General features: G+C 51.5%; 21 protein-coding genes. 10 read left to right on the plus strand and 11 right to left on the minus strand.

The features are described from left to right. Positions 1 to 632 precede the first annotated feature (632 nt). Both F4Z13_00110 and sucD read right to left on the minus strand, forming a co-directional pair. Positions 633 to 3,164, minus strand: a complete 2,532-nt coding sequence (locus tag F4Z13_00110; protein MXZ47648.1) for a hypothetical protein — start codon at positions 3,162 to 3,164, stop codon at positions 633 to 635. A gap of 77 nt (positions 3,165 to 3,241) precedes the next feature. Further along, a complete protein-coding gene (gene sucD / locus F4Z13_00115) occupies positions 3,242 to 4,111 on the minus strand; it encodes a succinate--CoA ligase subunit alpha (protein MXZ47649.1) in 870 nt (289 codons plus the stop codon). A 463-nt stretch (positions 4,112 to 4,574) separates the two neighbouring features. On the opposite strand from sucD, the gene F4Z13_00120 reads away from it, so the two are divergent. After that, complete coding sequence (locus F4Z13_00120) at positions 4,575 to 5,027, plus strand: hypothetical protein (protein ID MXZ47650.1); 453 nt, start codon at positions 4,575 to 4,577, stop codon at positions 5,025 to 5,027. 46 nt (positions 5,028 to 5,073) lie between these two features. Here F4Z13_00120 and F4Z13_00125 read toward each other — a convergent pair whose 3' ends face one another. Continuing rightward, entirely contained in the window at positions 5,074 to 5,946 is an 873-nt protein-coding gene (locus tag F4Z13_00125; protein MXZ47651.1) for a YicC family protein, read from the minus strand. A gap of 185 nt (positions 5,947 to 6,131) precedes the next feature. Between F4Z13_00125 and F4Z13_00130 the strand changes: the two genes are divergently transcribed. From F4Z13_00130 to gyrB, 9 genes are all read left to right on the plus strand, one after another. Continuing rightward, a complete protein-coding gene (locus F4Z13_00130; protein ID MXZ47652.1) occupies positions 6,132 to 6,605 on the plus strand; it encodes a nuclear transport factor 2 family protein in 474 nt (157 codons plus the stop codon). Position 6,606: 1 nt separating this feature from the next. Beyond that, on the plus strand, positions 6,607 to 7,407 hold the full coding sequence (locus F4Z13_00135) for a 4-hydroxy-tetrahydrodipicolinate reductase (protein MXZ47653.1): 801 nt from the start codon (positions 6,607 to 6,609) through the stop codon (positions 7,405 to 7,407). Between the two features lie 20 nt (positions 7,408 to 7,427). Further along, entirely contained in the window at positions 7,428 to 8,537 is a 1,110-nt protein-coding gene (tgt, locus tag F4Z13_00140) for a tRNA guanosine(34) transglycosylase Tgt (protein MXZ47654.1), read from the plus strand. 51 nt (positions 8,538 to 8,588) lie between these two features. After that, positions 8,589 to 8,915, plus strand: coding sequence for a preprotein translocase subunit YajC (yajC, locus tag F4Z13_00145; protein MXZ47655.1), 327 nt, complete (start codon positions 8,589 to 8,591; stop codon positions 8,913 to 8,915). A 4-nt stretch (positions 8,916 to 8,919) separates the two neighbouring features. After that, positions 8,920 to 10,521: a protein translocase subunit SecD gene (gene secD, locus F4Z13_00150; GenBank protein MXZ47656.1), complete on the plus strand. Its 1,602-nt coding sequence runs from the start codon at positions 8,920 to 8,922 to the stop codon at positions 10,519 to 10,521. Between the two features lie 10 nt (positions 10,522 to 10,531). Beyond that, positions 10,532 to 11,443 carry a protein translocase subunit SecF gene (secF, locus tag F4Z13_00155; protein ID MXZ47657.1) on the plus strand — a complete coding sequence of 304 codons (912 nt, stop codon included), beginning with the start codon at positions 10,532 to 10,534 and terminating at the stop codon, positions 11,441 to 11,443. Between the two features lie 116 nt (positions 11,444 to 11,559). Further along, a complete protein-coding gene (pheS, locus tag F4Z13_00160; protein ID MXZ47658.1) occupies positions 11,560 to 12,579 on the plus strand; it encodes a phenylalanine--tRNA ligase subunit alpha in 1,020 nt (339 codons plus the stop codon). A gap of 177 nt (positions 12,580 to 12,756) precedes the next feature. Continuing rightward, the gene (locus F4Z13_00165; protein MXZ47659.1) at positions 12,757 to 13,320 is read left to right on the plus strand and encodes a dCTP deaminase; all 564 of its coding nucleotides are present in this window, start codon (positions 12,757 to 12,759) and stop codon (positions 13,318 to 13,320) included. Positions 13,321 to 13,502: 182 nt separating this feature from the next. Then, positions 13,503 to 15,962 (plus strand): DNA topoisomerase (ATP-hydrolyzing) subunit B, encoded by a 2,460-nt coding sequence (gene gyrB / locus F4Z13_00170; protein ID MXZ47660.1) that lies wholly within the window; start codon positions 13,503 to 13,505, stop codon positions 15,960 to 15,962. Positions 15,963 to 16,055: 93 nt separating this feature from the next. Here the strand turns inward: gyrB and nuoH are convergent, their stop codons facing one another. From nuoH to trxA, 8 genes are all read right to left on the minus strand, one after another. Then, the gene (gene nuoH, locus F4Z13_00175; GenBank protein MXZ47661.1) at positions 16,056 to 17,105 is read right to left on the minus strand and encodes an NADH-quinone oxidoreductase subunit NuoH; all 1,050 of its coding nucleotides are present in this window, start codon (positions 17,103 to 17,105) and stop codon (positions 16,056 to 16,058) included. Next, positions 17,102 to 18,709, minus strand: coding sequence for a molybdopterin-dependent oxidoreductase (locus F4Z13_00180; protein ID MXZ47662.1), 1,608 nt, complete (start codon positions 18,707 to 18,709; stop codon positions 17,102 to 17,104). Before F4Z13_00180 ends, nuoH begins: the two co-directional genes overlap by 4 nt. Positions 18,710 to 18,771: 62 nt before the next feature. Beyond that, positions 18,772 to 18,987, minus strand: a complete 216-nt coding sequence (locus F4Z13_00185; GenBank protein ID MXZ47663.1) for a twin-arginine translocase TatA/TatE family subunit — start codon at positions 18,985 to 18,987, stop codon at positions 18,772 to 18,774. A 42-nt stretch (positions 18,988 to 19,029) separates the two neighbouring features. Next, on the minus strand, positions 19,030 to 20,262 hold the full coding sequence (locus F4Z13_00190) for an OFA family MFS transporter (GenBank protein MXZ47664.1): 1,233 nt from the start codon (positions 20,260 to 20,262) through the stop codon (positions 19,030 to 19,032). A gap of 42 nt (positions 20,263 to 20,304) precedes the next feature. Further along, positions 20,305 to 21,588, minus strand: coding sequence for a histidine--tRNA ligase (locus F4Z13_00195; protein MXZ47665.1), 1,284 nt, complete (start codon positions 21,586 to 21,588; stop codon positions 20,305 to 20,307). A 234-nt stretch (positions 21,589 to 21,822) separates the two neighbouring features. Further along, positions 21,823 to 23,088 carry an ABC transporter substrate-binding protein gene (locus F4Z13_00200; GenBank protein MXZ47666.1) on the minus strand — a complete coding sequence of 422 codons (1,266 nt, stop codon included), beginning with the start codon at positions 23,086 to 23,088 and terminating at the stop codon, positions 21,823 to 21,825. A 169-nt stretch (positions 23,089 to 23,257) separates the two neighbouring features. Further along, on the minus strand, positions 23,258 to 23,548 hold the full coding sequence (locus F4Z13_00205) for a GYD domain-containing protein (protein MXZ47667.1): 291 nt from the start codon (positions 23,546 to 23,548) through the stop codon (positions 23,258 to 23,260). Positions 23,549 to 23,573: 25 nt separating this feature from the next. Beyond that, the gene (gene trxA / locus F4Z13_00210) at positions 23,574 to 23,906 is read right to left on the minus strand and encodes a thioredoxin (protein MXZ47668.1); all 333 of its coding nucleotides are present in this window, start codon (positions 23,904 to 23,906) and stop codon (positions 23,574 to 23,576) included. Positions 23,907 to 23,942 lie beyond the last annotated feature (36 nt).

The raw sequence follows: 23,942 nt of genomic DNA on the forward strand, positions 1-23,942 counted from the left end.
AACCAAGGAAGAAGAATCACAGAGAAAATTAATGGCCTGCTTTTTGGATAATAACGATTGCTTATGCAAAAACAATGATGACCCGCAGTGGAAAAAGTTGACGGATCTTTTGAAGATTGAGGATAGAGAAGGAATTTTAATACTGGTCGACTCTGAAACTAGGGCCGATTCCGAAATAAAAGTGAGAACCCGCTCATTGTTCGGAATAATGCACTATTTGTCGCAGAACGTAAAAGTGCCACCTAGGGACAGGGAAATAGTCAAAATCTCAAAGATCAACGACGGCGAAAGTTGCGATAAAGAGGGCGAAAAGCGAGATGGCTGGGACTGCAGCCCCGCTGGACAGCGATTCGAAGTAATATCAAGCGATACGCAGCCTCAGATGATTTGTTCAGGTCCCCGGACTGATGGAGATTGTGCTTCGGTCGTTGCTAGACATAACGGTCAGTGGTTTTACATCGCCGCCAGGGATCATAGCAGCAAAGCGACTTTCGCGCTGTTGACAAAGTTGTTTGAAATACAAGTCTCTGGCAGAGAAACGAATCAAGGAATTTTTCTAGTTCAGTAAGTTTGCCTGTGTCAGCGGAAAGACGTGGTAGGTAGGGGTAAAACGGAGGCAGGGCGGCGACGCGTTACTCAATGTCGTCCGGTACCTTTTCAAGATTCGTTTTTATTATCCGAAGGAAGTTTTCCCCCATTATTTTTTCCACAACCGCCCTCGGATATCCCTTGCCGAGGAGATATTCGGGGAGTGCCGGGAGTTCGGATATATGTCTCATTTCCTCAGGGAAATCATTTATCGGCGCTCCGTCCATGTCGGTTCCCACTCCCACGTGATCCTCGCCGCAGACGCCTATAATGTGGTCTATGTGGGCGTATATGTCTTCGAGGGTGGCGCAGCCTTCTCCTTTCCTTAGGAATTTCCCGTAGAAAACAACCCCGATTACCCCGCCCCTCTCGGAGATGGCGCGAAGCTGCTCGTCACGCAGGTTTCTTGGATGATCGACAAGCGCTCTTGAATTAGAGTGGGTCGCAACGGGTATGAGATCGGTTAGTTCCACGCTTTCCCAGAAACAGCGTTCGTTAAGGTGGGAGAGATCAAGCGTGATGCCCAGGGCGTTCATCTGCCGCAGAAGCTCCTTTCCCTGCTCGGAGAGTCCTTCGCTGCTTTCGGGCCCGGAAGCGTAGATGTTTCTGTTGTTCCAGGAAAGACCGAGAGCCCGGACGCCCCTTTTTTGGTATTCGAGAAGATGCTCCGGGTTCAATACTGGGTCAGCTCCTTCCATTAGAGTGAAAAACCCGATTTTTCTGCCTTCCCGCAGTTTGTCTATGTCTCCTTTGTTTCTTATCTGAAAAACGCTTTCTGAGTATTCACTGTATATCTTGTCGTAGAGGTCAAGCTGGGCCATGGCTTCTGTAACGGAACCCGCGGGTTTGTGCTTCGGGTGTATGAAAACGGTGTTGAAAACAACCCTAGTCCCGCTCTGTCTGAGTCCAGGCAGGGTTATCATGCAGGGAATCTCGGGATTCTCGAAATCCCTTTTGTAGTGGCGCATGTGAAAGGCTATGTCCTGGTGAGCGTCAATGGTGAAAAAATTAGCCGGGACGGACACTCCCCATCCTCCTCCTCCCGGAGTCTCGATTCTTACAGCTTCTCCGGCCTTTACCGAAACGGAGCATTTTGCGGGCAGCCTTTTCTCTTCCCCACCCGACACAAGCGTGTTCCGCCCGCTTTTCCCGTCTTCTCCGCCTCGGGCCCCCCAGGGCCGCTTCTCCCTTCTCTCGGTTATGAGGGAGACATGAGAGTCCTCGAGGAACCTGTACTGTCTTATGATTCCGGCCCCGCCCGGGAACCTGCCGGCGCCTCCTGACCCCTTTCTCACGGAATATGATTCCACCATTACGGGAAGCTCTCTCTCGATTGCCTCAACGGGGGTGTTAAGCGTGTTTGTCATGTGCGTGTGCACTGCGTTCGCCCCGTCTGCGCCCGACCGTCCTCCCATTCCGCCGGCTATGGTTTCGTAGTATGCGTAGGAGGCATTGGAGGGCGTGTCCTGCGGCGAGCCGAACGCGAGGTTGCTCATTGTTCCCGCGCTTGCCGCCTGTATTGTTTCGGGTATTGCCTCCGCCAGCGCTCCGAACACCACGTCCACTATTCTCTGGGACGTCTCTACGTTTCCGCCGACGACCGCGCTCGGGTACCTGGCGTTAAGAATCGAGTCCTCATCGACTCTGATCTCAATAGGCCTCAGGGTTCCCGAGTTAAGAGGCGTGTCTTCGCCCGAGAGACACTGAAAACAGTACAAAACCGCGGAGGTGGTTACGCTCAGGGGGGCGTTGAGGCATCCTTTTACCTTCTTCGAACTTCCTCTTAAGTCCACCACCGCCGCGTCCCCGCTTATTTCTATCTTTACCTGTATCGGTATATTGCTCGTTCCCGCCCCGTCGTCTTCAAGGTAGTCGGTAAAGACGTAATCGCCGTCCGGTATTTTCTCTATGGCGTTTCTAACGAGCCTCTCCCCGTAGTCAAGAAGCCCGGAAGCGGCCTGGTTTATTTTCGAAAGAGAATATTTTTCGAGAAGCTCCCGCATCCTTTTCTCCCCGGTATCAAGCGAGGCTATCTGCGCCCGAAGATCCCCTTCTCTTTCCTCATGATCCCTGGTCGAGAGGATTATCTCCTGGAGCAGGGTTTCTTTCAGTATTCCTTCTTCCCGTATCCTCGTCGGGGGTATGATGATTCCCTCTTCGTGGATTGTCGTTGAAAGCGGCATGGACCCCGGGGTATCGCCCCCTATGTCAGCGTGGTGGGCCCGCGAGGCAAGCAGAAACTCGGGCTTCCCATGAACGAACACGGGTGCTACGCACGTTACGTCGGGAAGATGCGTTCCGCCGCGGAAAGGGTCGTTAAGTATGAAGACATCTCCCGGGGAGAGGTTCTCCGTCGCTACCGACCTTGCGGCAAACGACATTGATCCCAGGTGTATGGGGATATGGGCCGCCTGGGCGATCATTTCTCCGTCTGAGTTGAATATGGCGCAGGAAAGATCCCTTCTTTCCTTTATGTTGGGAGAGAATCCCGCCCTTACGAGAACAGAACCCATCTCCTCGGCAATTGTTCCGAGAAGGTTGTTGAAGATCTCGAGCTCGAAAAGTCTTAGTTCCATACGGGCAAGATAATAACCAATTTAAGGATTACCCGTGTGAGAAGCAGGATTCGGAGTGGCAGTTGAGTCTCGCGGCTTTACGAGATTACGCTTTTTAGCGCTTCTCCCATCTCGGCCGGGCTTTTGCAGGTGGTGACTCCGGCGCGCTCGAGGGCACGGAACTTGTCCTCGGCGCTTCCCGAACTCCCTGAGATAATGGCTCCCGCGTGGCCCATTCTTTTCCCTTTGGGCGCCGTGGCTCCCGCGATGAACGCGGCTATGGGCTTCGTGAAGTTCTGGCTTATGTATTCGGCCGCCTCTTCTTCATCAGACCCACCGATTTCCCCTATCATTACCACCGCGTCTGTGTCCGGATCGTTCTCATAGAGCGAAAGCGCGTCGATAAACGTAGTTCCGATCACCGGGTCGCCGCCTATGCCGATGCATGTCGATTGTCCTATGTCGAGGTTGGTAAGCTGCCATACGGCCTCGTAGGTAAGTGTTCCGCTTCTTGAGATTATTCCCACTCTTCCGGGTTTGTGGATGTACCCAGGCATTATTCCCACCTTGGCCTCCCCGGGGGTTATCACGCCCGGGCAGTTGGGTCCAACGAGCCTAGAGTCAGAACCCCTCATGTACTCCTTTACCCTTACAACGTCCAGGGTGGGTATTCCCTCGGTTATGCAGATTACAAGCTCCACGCCTGAATCGAGGGCCTCGAGCATCGAGTCCATCGCAAACGCTGCAGGAACGAACACAAGGGACACGTCCGCTCCGGTTTCCCGCACCGCTTCAGACATGGTGTCGAAAACCGGGAATCCCTCGACGCTGCTTCCGCCTTTTCCCGGAGTGACGCCGCCAACGACGTTGGTTCCGTACTCGCGGCACTGGGTCGCGTGGAAAAGCCCGGCGCTTCCCGTTATTCCCTGCACGAGGACTTTTGAGTCTTTATTTACAAGAATGCTTATTTTCCCGGTTCTCTCTGTTGGGTTTCATTGTTTTTCAAATGAGGGGGGAACTATAACATGCCCGATCCGTTTTTTCAAAGTTCCCTGCTCCGGGTCTGCAAAGATGACGAAGGATATCCTGCAGTCCTGAAACGTCTTTTTTAAAAGGGTGCTCAGCGACAGTCCTCAGAACATTGTTGCCTAGTTCGGGGGAGGGCCTTATAAGCGGTTTTCTGTGAAGGACGCACTGCTTCTTCTAGGGCTTACCGTTTCGTATCATACTAAAACTACTTATAAATTGTTACAATGCCCGTTCATGGCCAAGCCACCGCCTAGAACGGGCGGAATGATACAGATATATAAAATCAGCTTTCCTGACGGGTCGGCTTACGTTGGGCAGACAAGACAGCCGGTTTCCTCCCGACTCGCGCAGCATCGGCGGTCGAACCCATGCAATTCGATTCTGCACCGAAATCTTCTGATAATGAAGCCGACTGTTGAAGTCCTCTCTCGCCACCGAAAGCAGGAGGTTGCCGACCGGGAGGAAAGAAAGTGGATCATGGGGCTTGAGAAACCGATAAACAGATATGTTGACGGGAAGCAGGTCAACGTGAATCCCGAAGCGCCGTCGTTGCGTGACAACAGGTGGCCTAAAGAAAGAAACCGGCGAAAGAGGCCCAAGTATCCTCGTAGAGACAGCGGTTATCACGTTTGTTCTTGGTGTTGGCGAAAACTTCCCGTGTCGGAATTCTATTCGGACTGCTGCAGGTCGGTTGGTCTCTCAAGCCGGTGCAAGAGATGCGCTGAAGCCGAGAGCAGGGCCCGTCGAGAGGCGATAAGAAAAAGAGGAGATACTTCCGTCGCTTATTTCCAGACGAAGCTAGCGTGTCAGGCACTGCGGACGACGAAAACCCGACCGGTGGTTAAAGTTGTATGAGAAATAAAAGGGTATCCGGGCATGAGTCTCGGGACCCGGTGGAACTCTATTCTATATTCTGAATCTGTTCCCGTATTTTCTCGAGTTCAAGGCGTACGCCTATTGTAAGGTGCGAGATTCCCGCGTCCTTGCATTTCGCCGATATCGTTCCCGCCTCCCTGTTCATTTCTTGGACTAGAAAGTCAAGCTCCTTCCCTACGGCCCCCTTTTTCCTGGCGGTTTTCCTGAACTTTGAGATATGAGCCTCAAGCCTTACGATTTCCTCGTCAATTTCGCTTTTCTCCGTGATTATTGCTGCGGCTTCCTGGGAGAGAATAGGGTCGTTCTTGTGCTTTGAGGAGAAGATTTTCTCGATTTTCTCCTTAGTCTTTTTGTCGGATTTCTTTATGAATTCCTTTCTTTTTTTCTTTATGCCGTCAACAGTTTTTCTTATGACCTCCAGACGCCCGAGTATGGATTTTTCAAGTTTCTGCCCCTCGATTTCCCGGCTTTTGTTGAACTTTACGAGAGTTTTTGCGACCGCTTCCTTGATTCTGGCTTCCGTCTCCCTTGAGACCTCTGGTCCGGCGTGGCTTTCAAAGGAGTTCTCCATCATGAGCAGGTGCTCAATTCCTATCTCCGTTTTGAGCCCCAGGGCGGAATTGATTCTTTTGAGGGAACTGTGATTTTCCCGGAGAACCTTTTCGGATAACTGCTGTCTTTCCTTTCTGTTTGTCTGCACGGAAAGCCTGAGGCGGAGTTTCCCCCTCTGAATCGAGTTCTTCAGCCTGTCTTCAATGGTGGTTTCCATGTGGAGTAACGATTCGGGAACGCTGGCCTTGACGTCAAGGAACCTGTGGTTCTCCGACCGCATGTCCACCATGATCTTTCCGATCTCCGTGCTTACGGATGATTCCGCGAAACCTGTCATGCTTTTCATGATAGTTTTCTCTTTTTCCTGTATCCGTTTTCTTTTTTCCCAAGCAGGATACCCGCAACGGGTTCCGCTTCGCAACCGCCGCCGGGTGTGCAGAGAAAACCGCTGCGCATGTCGCCGAAACTTGCCTGCGCCATTTTTCTCGTTTAACTTCTTAGTTTATTCACAGGATCTCCAGTTCCCGCTCCATGAGAAAAACTTATCTTTTCGTTCTGCCATTGCTGCTTCTTTTTGCTTCCTGCGCCATTCCCGTGCGGAGTCAAGACGCAAGAAGGCCGCAGCCGAAGGTTTCCGCCACCAGCGTCGTGAAATCTTTTCTCGAGGCGCTTAAGGAGCGGGACTTTAAATCCGCTTACGACAAGATCCATATATTCAGTTCCGACCGCGAGGGTTACGTGAGCAGGTTCGAGCTTCTTTACGAGCGCTACGACATCAGGATAGTTGACTACAGGGTCCTGGCGACCCAGCTTTTCAAGGACACCGCCATAGTGGTTGCAGAAGTGGAGGTCGACTACAGGGAGCCGGGCGAAGACAAGCGTCAGAGGGCCAGATACACAAACCGCTACGATCTTTCCATACCCGAAAAAGAATGGAAGATAATGAAGGACGAGTGCATTGAGAACTGCAGTTACGGACCGCAGGGCGGAGACGGAGGAGGCTAAGGTGATAAAAGTTGCGGTAGTGGGGGTGTGCGGGCGTATGGGAATGAGTGTGGCTTCGCTCGCGGGTTCAGACGGGGATATTGAGCTTGTGGGAGCCACTGAGGCGACGGGACACGTTTCGGTTGGCCGGGATCTCGGGGATCTTGTCGCGGGCGCGGGATCTGGAGTAAGCGTGAGCGACAGTATCGAGGAAGCGGCCCGGGAAGCAGACGTCATAATTGACTTTACCGTTCCCGAAGCGACTCTTGCCCATGCTGAATATTCGGTCCGGAACGGAAAATCGATGGTCATAGGGACAACAGGCTTTGAGCCCGGGCAGAGAGAAGAACTTCTTGGGCTGCTTCGGCGGATACCCTGTGTTTTCTCTCCCAACATGAGCGTCGGGATAAACGTTCTTTTCGAGATATCGAGACAGGTGGCCTCTCATCTGGGAGAGAGCTACGACGCCGAGATTTTTGAGGCCCATCACAGGGGGAAAGCCGATTCTCCCAGCGGAACGGCAATCGCGCTCGGGGAAGCGATCGCCGCCGGTCTCGGATCAGAACTCAAAGACGTGGCGAAATACGAAAGGCACGGGCGCATAGGGGCAAGAGGGAAAGGGGAAATAGGCATCCAGACGCTTCGGGGAGGAGACGTAGTCGGGGATCACACCGTCATGTTCCTCGGCGACGGAGAGAGAGTGGAGCTTACCCACAGGGCGACCACAAGGGAGAACTTCTCCGCAGGCGCGATTCGCGCGGCGAAGTGGATTCCGGGAAAACCTCCGGGGATCTACGCTATGAGGGACGTGCTCGGATTCTGATCCCGCCGCGTTTATCCACCATGTACCAGTTCAAGCTTATCGAAAAGGAAAAGGGCGGTTCCGCCAGGCTGGGAGAAATCCATACTTCCCACGAAACGGTTGAGACTCCGGCTTTCATGCCCGTAGCGACCCAGGGAGCGGGCAAGGCCATAACTCCCCTTGATCTTCGCCGTCTCGGTTTCAGGGTTCTTATCGCAAACGCCTACCATCTCTACCTTAGGCCCGGCACTGACATAATAAGCTCCCTCGGCGGACTTCACCGCTACATGTCGTGGGACGGCGCGATTGTTACCGACAGCGGCGGCTATCAGGTCCTGAGCCTCGCGAAAAGCAGAAAAATAACGGAAGACGGGGTCTCCTTCCGCTCCCACATAGACGGAAGCGAGCATTTCTTCTCCCCCGAGGTCTCTGTGGCTGTTCAGGAGGATCTGGGATCTGACGTGATGATGTGTTTTGACGAATGTCCGCCCCACGATTCCCCCTACGAGTACATGGAGAAGTCGGTTTCCCTTACGACGCGCTGGGCGGGGCTCTGCAAGCAGGCGCGGCGGGATCCCTCCAGGGCCCTTTTCGGCATCGTGCAGGGAGGGGTGTACGAGGACCTTCGGGCGCGCTCTGTGGGAGAGCTTGTGGACATAGGGTTTGACGGCTACTCAATAGGCGGGCTGGGGATCGGCGAGTCAACCGGGGCGACTTTCGAGATCACCGAACTCTGCGCCGGGCTTCTGCCCGAGGACAGGCTCCGCTACCTCATGGGCATCGGCAATCCGAGCGACATAGTAAGGGCGGTAGCTCTCGGAGTCGATCTTTTCGACTGCGTGATCCCGACCCGGAACGCCCGCAACGGCACTCTCTTTACAAGCCGAGGAAAAGTGGTTATAAAAAACTCCCGTTACGCGTACGACAGCTCGGCTCTTGATGAGGATTGCGGCTGCTACACGTGCGAAAATTTTTCAAGGTCGTATCTGAGGCATATATTCATGGCCGGGGAGATTCTCTCTCTTCAGCTGCTGACCCTTCATAACCTCTATTATTACTCCGAACTGATGAGAAGAATAAGAGAATCGATAAAAACCGGCACCTTCAGGCAGTTGTGCTCGGAACTCAGCGACGCTGAGGAGGAACAGTAATTGAAAAAACTAGCTTTTGCCGCTACTACAGCCCTTTTTCTTTTATCATGCATGCCTCCCGGGACCGGGCAGGGAGGAACGGGGGGAACTCCGTTCTCGGCCATACTCCCGTTCGTTTTAATATTCGCCCTTTTCTACTTTCTTATAATAAGACCCCAGCAGCGCCAGAGCCGTGAGCGCAAGAAAATGCTCGCCGAGGTAAAAAGAGGCGACAGCATTGTTACCACCGGTGGCATATACGGCAGGGTGATAAACGTCGACGGGGACGAGCTCACGGTCGAGATAGCTAAAGGCATCAACATAAAAATGGTCCGCTCCGGGATCTCGGAGAAGACCGATTCCGGGGCCGCTGAAGGCAAATCCAAAGGGGGCAGCTGATTAAATGAAAGGCGTGTCCCGTCTTTGGATTAGCGTTATCGTTCTTTTCTCATTTCTCTGCGTAATACTCCTTACGCCTACCTTCATGGGCGACAAGCTTCCCTCGTGGTGGGGAAAGGTTTTCTCAAGCAAGGGGATAAGCCTCGGGCTTGATCTTGAGGGAGGGATATTTCTTCTTCTCGGAGTAGAGACCGAAGAGGGCGTGGAGCAGGAAATGCTCATAGTTGAGGAAGCCCTAGTATCGAAATTCAGAGAGAACAGGATTCTCGTTAAGAACTCCTCTGTTTCGGACGGAACCCTCACGATCGGCCTTTTCCCAGGCGCGGATATGGACAAGGCGCTTGAGGTTGCACGCGACGAGTTTGAAAAGGTGGCGAATATAAGTTCCGACGGCTTTCTGGTTAGGCTCTCGATAAAGCCGTCCTACGTGGATGAGCTTGAGCGAAATTCAATAGAGAGGGTCCGCCACATAATAGAGAACCGCGTTAAGGATTTCGGCCTCGTCGAGCCGAGCATACAGAAATCAGGCGAAGACAGGATCCTGGTGCAGGTGCCGGGCGCTTCCAAAAAAGACAGGCAGAGAATAGTTAACCTGATCAAAAAGACGGCTGTTTTGGAATTCAAGATCGTAAGGGCGGCCGGGGTGTCGCAGGAGAACCTGCTTGCTGCTGCTGAAGCCGGGACCAAGAGGCAGCTTGCGGAAAAAGGCCTTGCCATCCACGAGGGAGACACCGGGAACGAGAACGAAAAGTTTTTCCTGACCGACAGGCTTGCGAGCGTGACGGGGGAGTATATCTCGGATGCCCGGATAACGTTTGACAATTACGGAAACCCGGCGGTCGGATTCACGTTCAGGGGGGAGGGCGCGAGCAAGTTCGGAAAGCTTACCGAGGCTAACATCGGCGAACGTCTGGCGATAGTTCTTGACGGCGTGATAAAGTCAGCTCCCACAATCCAGGACAAGATAACCTATCAGGGCACGATAACCGGCACTTTCACCACGGAGGAGGCAAAAGACCTCGCGCTTATCCTGAGGTCAGGTTCCCTTCCGGTTCCCGTGAGGGTCGAGCAGGAAAGGACCGTAGGTCCTTCCCTGGGGCAGGACTCGATAGAGAAGGGGAGATTCTCCATGATCGTCGGCGGCATACTTGTTCTAGTGTTCATGGTCTTTTTCTACAGGATGCAGGGTGTTGTAGCGAACGCCGCGCTTGTGCTCAACATACTTTTCATAATGGGTTTTCTCTCCGCCTTCGGCGTTACGCTTACGCTTCCCGGCATAGCGGGACTCGTTTTGACGCTCGGCATGGCGGTCGACGGAAACATCATCATATTCGAGAGGATAAAAGAGGAACTCATGGCCGGCAAAACCGCGGTTCACTCGATTGAAACGGGATACGCGAGATCCGTCTGGACCATACTTGATGCGAACGTCACGACGCTTCTTACGGCGCTTATACTCTTCTGGCTGGGCACCGGCCCCGTAAAAGGTTTTGCGGCAACGCTTTCAATCGGAATAGTGTCGACCGTTTTCAGCAACCTGATTGTGGCGAGAGTCTTTACGAACATGCTTTACAGAGACAAGAATCTAACGGAAGTAAGTATCTGAGGGTACGCGAGTGCGGATTATAGGAAAACTGAGTTACGATTTTGTGGATAAGATGGGGGGCGCGATGCGTATTTCCATCGCACTTGTGGTTATCTCCATCGCCTCCCTTCTGTATCACCAGGGCCCTAACTGGGGAGTAGAGTTCACCGGCGGGACGGAGATACATATAAAGCTCGCAAAGAGCCTTGAGACCGAAGTTCTCAAAGGTGCGCTTGCCGAGAACGGCTTTCCCTCAGAATCGGTTCAGCGCTTCGGCCTTCCGGGCGACAACGAGCACCTGATACAGTTTGCGCCGGAACTTGCGACTTTTGACCAGATAGGGGATTTTCAGAAAAAGCTGGAAGACCTCTTCGCCACGTCAGAAAATTTTGAGGGAGCCTCCATCCAGAGAATAGACTACATAGGCCCCAGGGTGGGTAAGGAGCTCATAACCAAGGCCCTTTTATCCATACTGATTGCGTGCGTCGGCATACTCGCCTACTTGGTGTTCAGGTTTGAATTCGGTTTTGCCGTGGGAGCAGTTATCGCCCTTCTTCACGATACCCTTATAACCGTTGGGGCCATATCGATCGCGGACAAGGAGTTCACCCTTGCGATCGTAGCTGCGCTTCTGACCGTGATAGGTTATTCGGTTAACGACACAATCGTCATATTTGACAGGATAAGGGAGAACATGGGGAATTTCCCCGAAAAGGGCTTCAGGGAACTTGTTAACGATGGAATAAGCCAGACGCTCTCGCGTACGTTGCTCACGGCTATAACGGTATTCATAGTGCTCCTTCCGCTCTTTTTCCTCGGCGGCTCGGTAATACACGATTTCGCCTTTACCCTTATGGTTGGGGTCGTTATAGGAACCTACTCGTCGATTTTCGTGGCGAGTGCCTTCGTGGTCTACTGGAGAAAAAGAAAGGCTGCCGGATAGAAGCCGCGCTTTGGCGGATGGCCCCGTCGAAAGCTGGTTCCGCGCTTTGATAATCGCTCTCATAACGGTTAAATATTTCCCGTTTTGTTTCTTAAAATAGATAACTCGTTCACATCATGCAAGAAGCGCTTGAGCAGATAAGAAACCAGATAGATTCTGACCTTGAGGGGGTCTCTACAGAGGCCGATCTCGTCAGGGTTAAGGCAAGCTACGTTGGGAAGAAGGGGTCCCTCACGCAGCTCCTAAAATCCATGAAGGACCTTCCCGCTTCCGAGCGTCGCCAGGCGGGCATTCTCATAAACGGAACCAAAAAGGAAGTCGAGGAGCTGATCGAGAGAAAATCCGACGAGATAAAGCGCAGAGCGATGGATGAAAAGCTCCTTGAGGAGGCAACCGACTTCACTCTCCCAGGGCGTGGAATGCCGGTTGGAGCCAAGCATCCCATAACTCAGGTGATGGAGCGCATCGTCTATGATTTTGAGAGGATGGGATTCGAAGTCGCCGAGGGTCCCGAGGTCGAGCTTGACTACTACAATTTCGAGGCGCTTAACATACCGAAAAACCACCCTGCAAGGGATATGCAGGACACTTTCTACATAACTGATGACATGGTCTTAAGAACCCACACCTCGCCGGTGCAGATACGGATCATGCAGACCCAGCAGCCTCCCGTGAAGATAATAGCTCCCGGAAAGGTTTACCGGTGCGACAGCGACGTTTCCCACACCCCTATGTTCCACCAGATAGAGGGTCTTCTCGTTGACAAGGGGATAACTTTCGGAAACCTGAAATCCGTCATCATTCAGTTCGTGAAACTCACTTTCGGCGATGATACGAACGTAAGGTTCCGCCCGAGTTTCTTTCCCTTCACCGAGCCTAGCGCCGAGGTGGACATAGAGTGTCAGATATGTTCCGGCAACGGATGCAGGGTATGCAAGGGTACAGGATGGCTTGAAATAATGGGATGTGGAATGGTCGATCCCGCGGTTTTCTCAAGCGTTAACTACAACACTGACATCTACTCGGGTTTTGCCTTCGGCATGGGGGTTGAGAGAATCGCCATGCTTAAGTACGGAATAAACGACATAAGGCTTTTCTTTGAAAACGATGTAAGGTTTTTGAGGCAGTTCGTATAATTTTTTTGCAGGGCCCCAGTCATGTGTGAGGCACCGTTTTTTATGGATCGCTTCATTTTAGTGCATGAAAACCACCGGATTAGACAGCTTTTCCGAGTTTTAAAAATATCTTTATATATGAGGGTAATACGAATCAGATATTAAACAAGATTCGAGAAAACAGAAAGGAGAACACCAATGGGAATCAAACCTGATCACTGGATAAGGAAAATGGCGCTTGAGCACAAGATGATAGACCCTTTTGTTGAAGGGCAGGTAAGCAAGGGCGTCATATCGTACGGCCTTTCCTCTTACGGCTACGATATCAGGGTAAGCAATGAGTTCAAGGTGTTTACCAACCTGCACAGTGCCGTCGTTGACCCTAAGAATTTTGATCCCAATTCCTTTGTGGAGATAGAGAACGATTACTGCATAATTCCACCAAACTCCTTTGCGCTTGCAAAGACCGTTGAGTATTTCAGGATACCCAGAAGCACAGTTACCGTGTGCGTCGGTAAATCCACTTACGCAAGGTGCGGGATAATCGTTAACGTCACCCCATTTGAACCCGAGTGGGAGGGATACGTGACGCTTGAGATCTCAAATACAACCCCCATTCCCGCGAAGATATATTCAAACGAGGGAATCGCCCAGGTGCTCTTTTTTGAGGGTGATGAGGAATGCCAGATCTCCTATGCGGACAAGAAGGGAAAATACCAGAAACAGACCGGAATCACGCATCCGAAAATTTCCCAGGGATAAGGTTCCGCGAAGTAATTTTGTCTTCGGGAGGCCGCTTAGACTGATTCCTCCTCAGAAAATTCTGATTTTTACTTAAACTGCCGGATATTACGGACTTTTTTCTTTTTTTCAGGTATTATAATAGACACATTATCTCTGACCGGGAGGTACTTGTTTTGAGCGAGTCTCAAGAATCCGAAATAATGGGTGAATTGCGGCAGGATAACGGTTCCGGTGATGATTACACCGCCGAGCAGATAAAGGTTCTTCCGGGCCTTGAAGCCGTACGAAAACGCCCTGACATGTACATAGGGGATACCAATTCCCGGGGATTCCACCACCTCGTGTTCGAGGTTCTCGATAACAGCGTGGACGAATCCCTTGCGGGCTTCTGCGACAATATCTCCGTCACCGTGCACGTAGATGAGAGCATTACGGTTGAAGACGACGGAAGAGGGATTCCGGTTGATGTCCACGAGGAGACGGGAAAACCAGCCGTTGAGGTCGTGATGACCATGCTTCATGCCGGAGGAAAATTCGACAGCAAGGTCTATCAGGTTTCAGGAGGGCTCCACGGCGTGGGCGTCACGGTGGTAAACGCCCTATCGGAGAGCCTCTCGATAGAGATAAAGAGGGAAGGGGATGTCTGGTATCAGGAGTATGAGAAGGGAGAAGCGGTAAAAGACCTTAAAAAGACCGGAAAAACGAAAAAAAGCGGAACAAAGATACATTTCAAGCCCGATTCCGGGATATTCGAGGTTAGCGAGTTCAATTACGACATCCTCGCCCACAGGATAAGGGAGCTTGCCTTCCTTAACAAGGGCCTTCGTATCACCCTTAACGACGAGAGAGCGGACAGGTCCCAGGAGTTTTTCTACGAAGGGGGGATCGTCGCTTTCGTTGAGGAGCTTAACCAGAACAGAAAAGCGCTTCATCCCGAGGTGATCTACGTCTCTGGCGAGAGGGACTCGACCGTGGTCGAAGTCGCCCTGCAGTACAACGACACTTATAGGGAAACCATATTCTGCTACGCGAACAACATAAACAACATTGAGGGGGGAACCCACCTCTCGGGCTTTCGCACTTCCTTAACGAGAACCATAAACAGGTACGCCGAGGAGAAGAACCTTCTTAAGAACCTCAAGATGGCGATTGCCGGAGAAGATGTGAGAGAGGGTCTGGTGGCCGTCGTGAGCGTAAAGATCCCGGATCCCAAATTTGAAGGCCAGACCAAAACGAAGCTTGGGAATACTTCCGTAAGGGGTATCGTCGAGTCCTTGCTGAACGATAAGCTTCGGGTGTTCTTTGAAGAAAATCCCACTGTGGCCAGACGAATCGTGGAAAAAACGATAGAAGCCGCAAGGGCGAGGAATGCCGCGAGAAAAGCAAAGGAGCTTACCAGGAGAAAAAGTGCTCTTGAATCCGGTGCGCTTCCCGGAAAGCTGGCTGACTGCCAAGAGCGCGATCCAGAGAAAAGCGAACTCTACATAGTCGAGGGAGAGTCGGCGGGCGGATCCGCAAAACAGGCGAGGGACAGGCACAATCAGGCCATTTTGCCTCTTAAGGGAAAAATCCTGAACGTTGAGAAGGCCAGGCTTGACAAGATGCTCGCCAACGAGGAAATCCGTACCACGATCACCGTTTTGGGCACCGGAATAGGGGAAGAGGAAGGCGACTTCGACATATCGAAGATACGCTATCACAAGATAATACTGATGACCGACGCGGACGTCGACGGATCGCACATAAGAACCCTTCTTCTCACGCTGTTTTACCGCTATTTCAGGGAAGTAATAGAAAAGGGATATCTCTATGTCGCCCAGCCTCCTCTCTATCTCGTGAGAAAGGGAAGGAAGGAAACTTACCTCAAGGACGATCAGGAATACGAGGAGTTTCTCGTTAAGCTTGGAGTCGAAGGCCTTGAAATCGCTTCCGGAGGCACAAACGGCCACGCAAGGCAGATTAAGGGACAAAAGCTTTTCGATCTCGTGCAGAAAGCCATCAGGTACGGAAAACTTCTTGACCGCATGAGCAGGTGGGGGAGAAACAGGGGGATAGTTGACGCTTTTGCCAGAAGAACCGATTTCGGCAAAACCAACCTCAAGCACGGCAATGAAACCTCCCTGGACACTCATCTTGTCGCAATAAGGGAGTGGCTTGGGGAGAACTATCCCGACATAGTCGATCTTGACTGGAAGTTTGGAGAGGACACCGAGCATAATTCAAACAGCATTGAATACGATTTCAGGGAAAACGGAAGGGTAAGTTCCTCCTTTATTGATTTTAACTTCCTCGCTTCTCCCGATTTCAGGGAACTTAGGAAGCTTGCGGAGTCTCTTAGCCCGCTTTGGGACTCTGCCTGCCATATAGTTGATGATAGCGAAGAAAAAGAGATCGGAAGCATTGAGAGATTCGTTGAGTTCATCATGGAAAGAGGGAAGAAGGGTCAGTTTATACAGAGGTATAAAGGTCTCGGAGAGATGAACCCGGAGCAGCTTTGGTCAACTACCATGAATCCCGAGAATAGGGTGCTGAAACAGGTCCAGGTTGACGATGCTGTTGAGGCGGACGAGATATTCTCAAAACTCATGGGCGATCAGGTAGAACCCAGAAAGGAGTTTATTGAATTAAACGCTCTTAGAGTTAGTAATCTGGATATTTAATAACACTCAGAACCGCTTTACTTCACCATAATTTATAAAACTTTCCGTGTGACTCTTAAGTTCGTGTGAGGACTTTTAAGAACGAGCTTTAGACTAAAGAATTCCCGAAACGATAAGAAAACTTATGAGAAGCAGGTTAGCTACTGCTAGGGGGAAAAGCCTCTTCCAGCCGAGGCTCATTACCTGATCATATCTGAACCTTGGCAAAGTCCATCTTACCCAGATAAACAGGAAGAGTAAGAAAAGGACTTTGCCGATAAAGACAGCTGGCGGCAGATACCAATGTGTGTTGATATCAATGCCGAACCACCCTCCGAACGGTAAGGGATACCAACCACCCAAAAATAAACAAGTTATCATGCACGAAGCAACTATCATATGAGTATATTCAGCCATGAAGAACATTGCAAATTTTATGCTGCTGTATTCGGTGTGATAGCCGGCGACTATCTCGGGCTCGGCTTCCGGCATATCAAATGGAAGCCTGTTGGTTTCGGCAAATGCGGAAACTACGAAAACCACAAAGCCTATAAAGGACGGGATTAAGAACCACATCTTCTCCTGCGCTTCGATTATGTCCCCGAGGCGAAGAGATCCCGTTATGGCGATTACCCCCAGTATGGACAGGCCCAGAGCGAGTTCATAGCTTATCATCTGCGCTGCGGCCCGAAGACCTCCCAGGAGCGAGTACTTGCTGTTAGAACCCCACCCGCCGAGCACCACGCCGTATACGCTGAGCGAACTTATTCCAAGCACGTAGAGAAGGCCGATGTTTATATCGGCTATCTGGAACCTTATGAATACGGGATCTTGGAGAAATCCGAAGAGATCAGTATGAACCCCCTTTCCTATGGGAATCACGGCGAGGGCCGCAAGGGCCGTGACGAGCGCGAACGCCGGGGCCATTATGTACATGGTCTTGTTCGCTTTCGGGGGAATGATGTCTTCTTTGAATATGAACTTGATGCCGTCTGCAAGAGGCTGGAGCAGCCCCGAGGGCCCAACCCTGTTCGGTCCGTAGCGGTCCTGTATGAAGGCGCTTAACCTTCTTTCCGCGAAGGTTAAATAGGCAACAACCGTCAGGACGACGAAAAAAACAAGCGCTATCTTTGCGACCGCTATTGATATTAGAAGTGGAGTCATCTGCCCGCGCCGTGCTCAAGAACTTTTCCGACGGTGCCTATCCTGTCGTAGCTAATCCCCCCGTATCCGGGGATCTTGAGGCTTATGTCATCCATCACTTCCGACGCGGAGCCGTAACTGAACAGGGCTTTATCGAGCCGTTCTCCGATCATGCACAGTATTTCGCATGCGGACTTAGCATTCCCGGGAGGAGGGATGGCCTTTCTTATTCTCTGAACCCGTCCGGCGTCGTTCGTGAAAGTCCCGTTTTTTTCATAGGGGCTTGCCGCCGGAAGTATTACGTGAGCGTGTCTCGCGGTCTCGGTGAGTCTGTAGTCGATGATGGCAAGAAAGCTGATTTTCTCAAGAGCCCGGGAAAGAGCGTACTTCTCGTGGCCTGAAACCATCTCGAACAGGTCTGTCTCGATGACTACCAGCGTATTGATCCTGCCGGCAAGCAGCGAGTCCATCGTAGTTTTCGTATCGTTTCCGTTTGCCTGCGTCATGAAATTCTTGGCCCCGGCGCTGTTTGGATACGGGTCGTTGCTTACGAGGTCGAATTTTTTCTCTATTTCCTCGGTTCCCACAGCGCAGATTACCGGGCAGTCTCCAAGTGTGGACGAAAGCTTCGCCGCGAGAAACATTTCCTCATTTGTAAGCCTGGCTGATCCCGCAATCACGCAGGTGCCCGCGCCGCCTGACTTTATTCCAGAGAGTCTGGCACCGACGCTGTTAATCGCGTTTTCCCAGGAGGCTATCTCGTAGTCCTTACCGCTTTTCATTATGGGGTCCTTAAGTCTGGTCAACTCTTGGACCTTCTTGTAGTCGAATCTTCCCCTGTCGCATATCCAGTGTCCGTTAACTTCCTCGTTTATTCTCGGGCGTATGCGGGAGACTTCTCCTTTTCTCGGATCGACGCCCACGGTAATGTTGCACCCGGTACTGCAGAGAGAACACACGGAGTCTGTGAATTTCATGTACCAGACCCTCTCTTCGTGAAGGTTATCTTTGGGGAGCAGGGCACCGACCGGGCAGATGTCAATCACGTTTCCCGCAAGTTCATTATCGAGTGTTTTCCCGGGGAAAACGGAGATTTTCTTCCGAAAGCCTCTTCCGGTGGTCCCAAGTTCGTGGGTTTTCGTTACCTCATCCGTGAAGCGCACGCATCTGGTGCACATGATGCACCTGTTGGCGTCGTACATTATGCGGTCGCTCAGGTAGGTTTTCTGCCTTACCTTCTTGTTCTCGGGACCGCCGACCCTGCTGTAGCCGGGACCGTGATCGAAAGTGGTCATCTGGAGCGGACATTCCCCTCCCTTGGCGCATATGGGACAGTCAAGCGGGTGGTTTATCAGAGTGAACTCAACGGCCGCCTTTCTTGCCTCAAAAGCTTTTTCGGTGTCCGTCTTGACCACTAGGCCGTCTCTTACGGTCGTGTTGCACGCGGGGAGTACCTTGGGAACGCCTTCCACTTCCACAAGGCATTGCCTGCACTGGGCGACCACGCTCAGCGAAGGGTGATAGCAGAAATGAGGGATCTCTATCCCGGCCACCGCGGCAGCCTGGATGACGTTTATTCCGTCGTCCACATCAAGTTCAATTCCGTCGATGGTTATCTTGGGCATAGAGAGGACTCAAGGGAAAAGCGATTAGCGTAAATATTATCAGAGAAAGTGCTTTTGACAAGTCAGACGTTTTCGTCCTTTTTGGGTGTCTGAAACTTGGTTTTTTCGTCCATATCGTCTTCAAATTCTATGTTCTTTTTTATATCGTCCTTGGCTCTTTGAAGCTCTCTTATCCCCCTGCCAAGGGTTCTTGCGACCTTGGGCAACTCCTTGGGCCCCAGAACCACAAGTGCGATGAAAAGTATTATGAGTAATTCAGCTGTGCCGAGTCCGAACATCGTTTCTTTCTCCCAGTGTCTAATATAACCAAAACCGGAAGACTAAGTGGCGGTTTTGTTAATTTTTTTTACGGGAGTCCTTATAAGCAGTACTAAGAAGGCCGTTATAAAAGACGCCGCCATTGCCACAATAAGGGAGTTCTGGTAGCTCTGAGTCATGTCGAAGAGAAGTCCGGAAACAAGGGGGCCGCTGATCGCGGCGAGGGAGAATCCGGTGCCAAAAATACCGAAGATGCTTCCAAGTGACTTAAGACCGTAGAATTTTCCAAGTATAGTCGGAAACATCGGCACCCACCCGCTGTAGAAAAGGCCGAACAGAAAGCCGAACAGGTAAAGCGACCATACCTCCGCGACCGACAGAATGATTATTATGGAGGTTGCCTGGAAGAAATAGCAGACAAACAGTATGCGCACGTCGCTTAGGAAGTTGGTCACGACTCCCGAGAAGAAAATCCGCCCGATAATGCTTCCAACCCCTATGAAGGCGGGTGCCCCTGCCGCGACGAGAGGGGATATTCCTGCCCCTACTGAGAAGTTAAAAAGATTAACGACAATGATGAGAAAAGTGTTAAACCCGAAGAAGAAGGCAGCGTACATAAGCCAGAAGCTTGAGTGTGAAAACGCTTCCTTCGGACTCCAGTCAGAAGCCCCCTTCTGTTTTTTTGCATCTTCCGAGTTCTCTCCGTACGCTTTTAGGTTCATGTCCTCGGGATGGCTTTTCACCAAGAATGCGGCACAGAGTATCGCGGTAAAAATTACGGAGAGATAAACAAGGGCGCGTTCGTAACCGAATGATTCTATAAGCCAGGTAGTAAGAGGGTTTACCACCAGCCCGCTTACCGGAACCCCTGCCGTGGCGATTCCTATGGCAAGTGCCCTTTTCTTAACAAACCACCTGCTGATAATGGTGACGGGCAGTATGTAGAGAAACCCGTCTCCTATTCCCACCATTACGCTGTAGGTCAGGTAGAGTTCCCATGTGGTTTCGGCATAAGCGGAGAGAAGAAAGCCGAAGGCCGCTATGAGTCCTCCGAAAAAGGTGAGGGCTCTCGCGTCGTGGGTATCTATAAGCCTTCCCGCGAACACGAATGAGAAGGCCATGCAGACGCATCTGAGGGAAAAAAATGACGATCCGGCGGTATTTGAGAGACCGAAAGCTTCGTTCAGGTAAGGGAGAAATATCCCGAACGAGTAGAGAACCATCCCGTCAAGCGTTATGAGCAGGTGTCCCGCTAAGACTATGATCCATCCGTAAAAAATTTTGTTTCTAAGCATGGGCTCTCTGTGTGGAAACGGGATTTCTCCGCCGCGGGCGAATCAGAGAAGTTTCCGAAAATCGCCGTGCCCTCCAAGGTCGGCGAGTTTTTCGATGGGAAGCGTCTTTTCCTCTCCGGTTCTCATGTTGCGAAGCGAGAAGACTTTTTTCCGAAGCTCGTCCTCTCCGATAATTACTGAGTACGCAGCCCCGGTCCTGTTCGCTTTTCTCATCTGGCTTTTCAGGCTTTTGTTTTCGTATTCGGTCTCGACCCGTATACCCTTTCTCCTCAGGTCGTCGGCTATTTTCGCCGCTTCACCCCTGGCCTCATCGCCGATATGGATAATGCATACGAGCTGTTTTTTCCCGGGGGAATTCCTCCGCGTCCCGGTTTTTTCAAGCAGAAGGAGTATCCTCTCAAGCCCAATAGCGAATCCCACCGCGGGAGTTTCCGGTCCTCCCATCCGCTCCACCAGAAGATCGTACCTTCCTCCGGCGGCCACGGCGTTCTGGGAACCGAGCTTGTCCGTCGTTACCTCGAAGACGGTGTCTGTGTAGTAGTCAAGTCCTCTCACTATTCTGGGGTTGAGTCTGTAGGGTATGGATTTTCCCTCGAGAGAGGAGATGAGAGCGTCAAGGTGCTCGCTGCTCTGCTCCGAGAGATAATCCCGGATCGAGAAGGGGATCTCGGAAGTCACCTCGCGGCACGTTCCGGTTTTGCAGTCGAGTATCCGAAGGGGATTCGTGCCTAGTCTGTTTTGGCAGTTCTCGCAAAGGGAGTCCTTCTTCGGGGAGAGAAACCCGATAAGGGCTTCTTTGTATCGCTCGCGCTCGGCAGGCTTTCCTATCGAGTTAAGCTCAAGTTCCACGTGATCTGAGAGCCCGAGTTCCGTGATCGCGAGCCAAAGCATTGCGATTATCTCTGAATCGGCAAGGGGGTCACTGGAACCGAAAAGCTCGGCTCCTATCTGGTTGAAGCTTCTCTGCCTTCCTTCCTGGGGTTTCTCGTGCCTGAACATTTCCCCCGAGTAGTAAAGCTTCGTCACGGGCGACTTCCTGTGAAGGGAATGCTCGATAAAAGCCCTTACGACTCCCGCCGTCCCCTCGGGCCTCATTGAAACCCACTCTCCGCCCTTGGTCTCAAACGTGTACATCTCCTTCTGGACGATGTCGGTAGTGTCGCCGAGACCTGTTGAGTAGACCCCGGAGAGTTCCAGAACCGGAATGATTATCTCGGAAAAACCGAAGCGTTCGAACACTTCTTTGGTCCTGCTCTCTACGAGTCGCAGTCTTTCCGTTTCGGGGTTGAATATGTCTTTGAATCCGTGAAGACGGGCCGCTTTCATAGTACGTTTTTCCGGGTGAACGGTTATTCCCGCGGGTTGGTTAAGGTTATACGCTCTTCAATCAAAAATAAAGTTTCCGACACCGAAGAGCGCTCTTCTGGAAGTACATGGGAGGGAAGGTCGGCGAATGCCGCCGGTAAGGTTTAAAACCTCTGGAAACCGGCGCTTTCAACCGACCTCTTGAAACTGTCTTCCCAGGCCCGTGGCGAACATACGGGCTTGTTGCCGAGGGAGTTAATTCGTGTTCGCTTCTTCGCCCTGAAAATCAAGATATATTCTTTGCGCTACACCCTGAGCGTCGTATGTGTCAACCGCGTAGAGTCCGTCCGTTATATCTCCATTTTCGTTAAGGTCGATCGGACCCGAAAGCCCCTCGTAGTCAATGTCGTCGTTGATCGTGGTTTCGTCGGTAAGCGCCGCGGCGCAAGTAGCGTAACTGTGGCACTTTGTTCCACCTCTCGTGACCTCCTGGACTTTGGAAACATAAACGGAAGGGTCGTTGCTTCCGGCGCTTAAGGCCGCAAGGCGGAGTATGACCACCGCATCGTAGGCGTGTGCCGTATAGTCACTAAAGTTGAACCGTTCTTTGAATTCTTCAAGCCTTGTGCCCGGAGGTGGAGTTGAAATTACCTGCCTGAATCCTTCAATTTCACCGTTTTCCTCATCCACATGCGGAAAAAGATTGGTACTGAACACGAGCCCGTCCCCGACGTAATACCCGATTCCCTCGGGAATCACCGAAGAATCAAGCAGACCTCTGATTATCTCCCCTCCCTCACTAAAAACAAGCAGCACTATAGATTCTACGTCCGGGATTTGCTGCACTGCCGCTTCGACACGTGAGACCACATCGGCAGCTGGAGGAGATGGCTCAGAGTTATAGCTAACGACCTCGACCTGCCTGCCGTCAGACATTATCTCTTTTTCGACAATTGCCGCAAGGGCTTCTCCCCATGCGTCATCACGATTCACTATAACCGTGTTGCCTCGAGCCTGCTTCGCCAGTATCGGCCCCTGAAAGAGGTCAGAAGGGGATACTCTGAAGAAGAAAGGCTGACCTCCAGAGTCAACGACGCTTTTGTTCATATCGGTAAGTCTAGGAGAAGTGGCCGAGGGTGAAATAGCGACTATTTCATTTTCGCTTAGAAAAGGATGAACCGCCACAGAGTCCGAGGAGTATGAAGGTCCCACTATACCGCGTACGCCCATTTCAAGAAGCTCCATTGCGCTCGCGACAGCTTCACCCGCTCCCGCCTGGAAAGAGTTCCCGCTTATGATCTCTATATTTCCCCCTGCCTTGTTAATGTCGTCTTTAGCAAGCCCCACGGCTTCTATAAGAGGAGCGTTAAAATCTTCGCCTTCAGCCAGAAGTGTTCCTATGCAGAAAGTTTCCGCACAATCTACTTCCGCCTCATCTTCTTCGTCGTGAAAGCACCCCAAAGAAAATATTCCCATGGAAACAAAAAGCAGGACAGAACCCAGAACGATTAATCTTTTCACGGCCAGATACCTCCAAATAAAATATGTATTGCCATCACCGAACCTTCGGTCCGTTGATGTACTTTATGACTATACACCAAAATGGAACTGAGCGGTCCAGTTTTTTTACAATGATTTATATATAGGTAAAAAGTTTCTTTTTATTTAATACTTGGGGCAAGTGAAGGGCTTATTCGTTTATCAGTTTTTCTTCGAATTCGCCTATGGGAATTGCGGCAAGGGTTTCTATATGGATTGTGCCCCTTGAACCGAGTTCTATTACGATTTTCGTGATTGTTTCGTTATCCGGGGCTTCCACTATGTTAACGAAATCATAAGGACCGAGCGCTGCGTACTGGGCTTCGACCTTGGCGCCCATCTCTTCAAGCTCCCTGTTAACCTCGTTTATCCTCTCGGGCCTCATCTTTATGGTCCTTCTGCCCTCGTCGGTGAGGTTGCTAAGCATGATGTATTTGCCCATTTTTCGTGTCCGTGCCCGGAACGTATCAGTCCAGGGTCTTGTTCAATACCTTTTCTATTTCACTTTTCGGGACGGCGCCGACTATCTGCTCGGCGACCTCTCCGTCTTTAAAAACTATCAGCGTGGGAATGCTTCTTATGCGGAATTTCATGGTCGTCTGTGGGTTCTCGTCCACATTTACCTTTCCCACCTTAACGCTGCCTTCGTAGTCATTGGAGATCTCCTCGATAACAGGCGAAAGGGCCCTGCAGGGACCGCACCAGGGAGCCCAGAAGTCGACCAGGACGGGGACTTCGCTTTCCATTACCTCCTTATCGAACACGGAATCTACTACTTCGACTATGTTTGAGGATGCCATTTTAATCTCCTTTGGGGCTTTTATGCCTATATGCTA

Source organism: Candidatus Dadabacteria bacterium (assembly GCA_009837205.1).
Classification (GTDB): domain Bacteria; phylum Desulfobacterota_D; class UBA1144; order Nemesobacterales; family Nemesobacteraceae; genus Nemesobacter.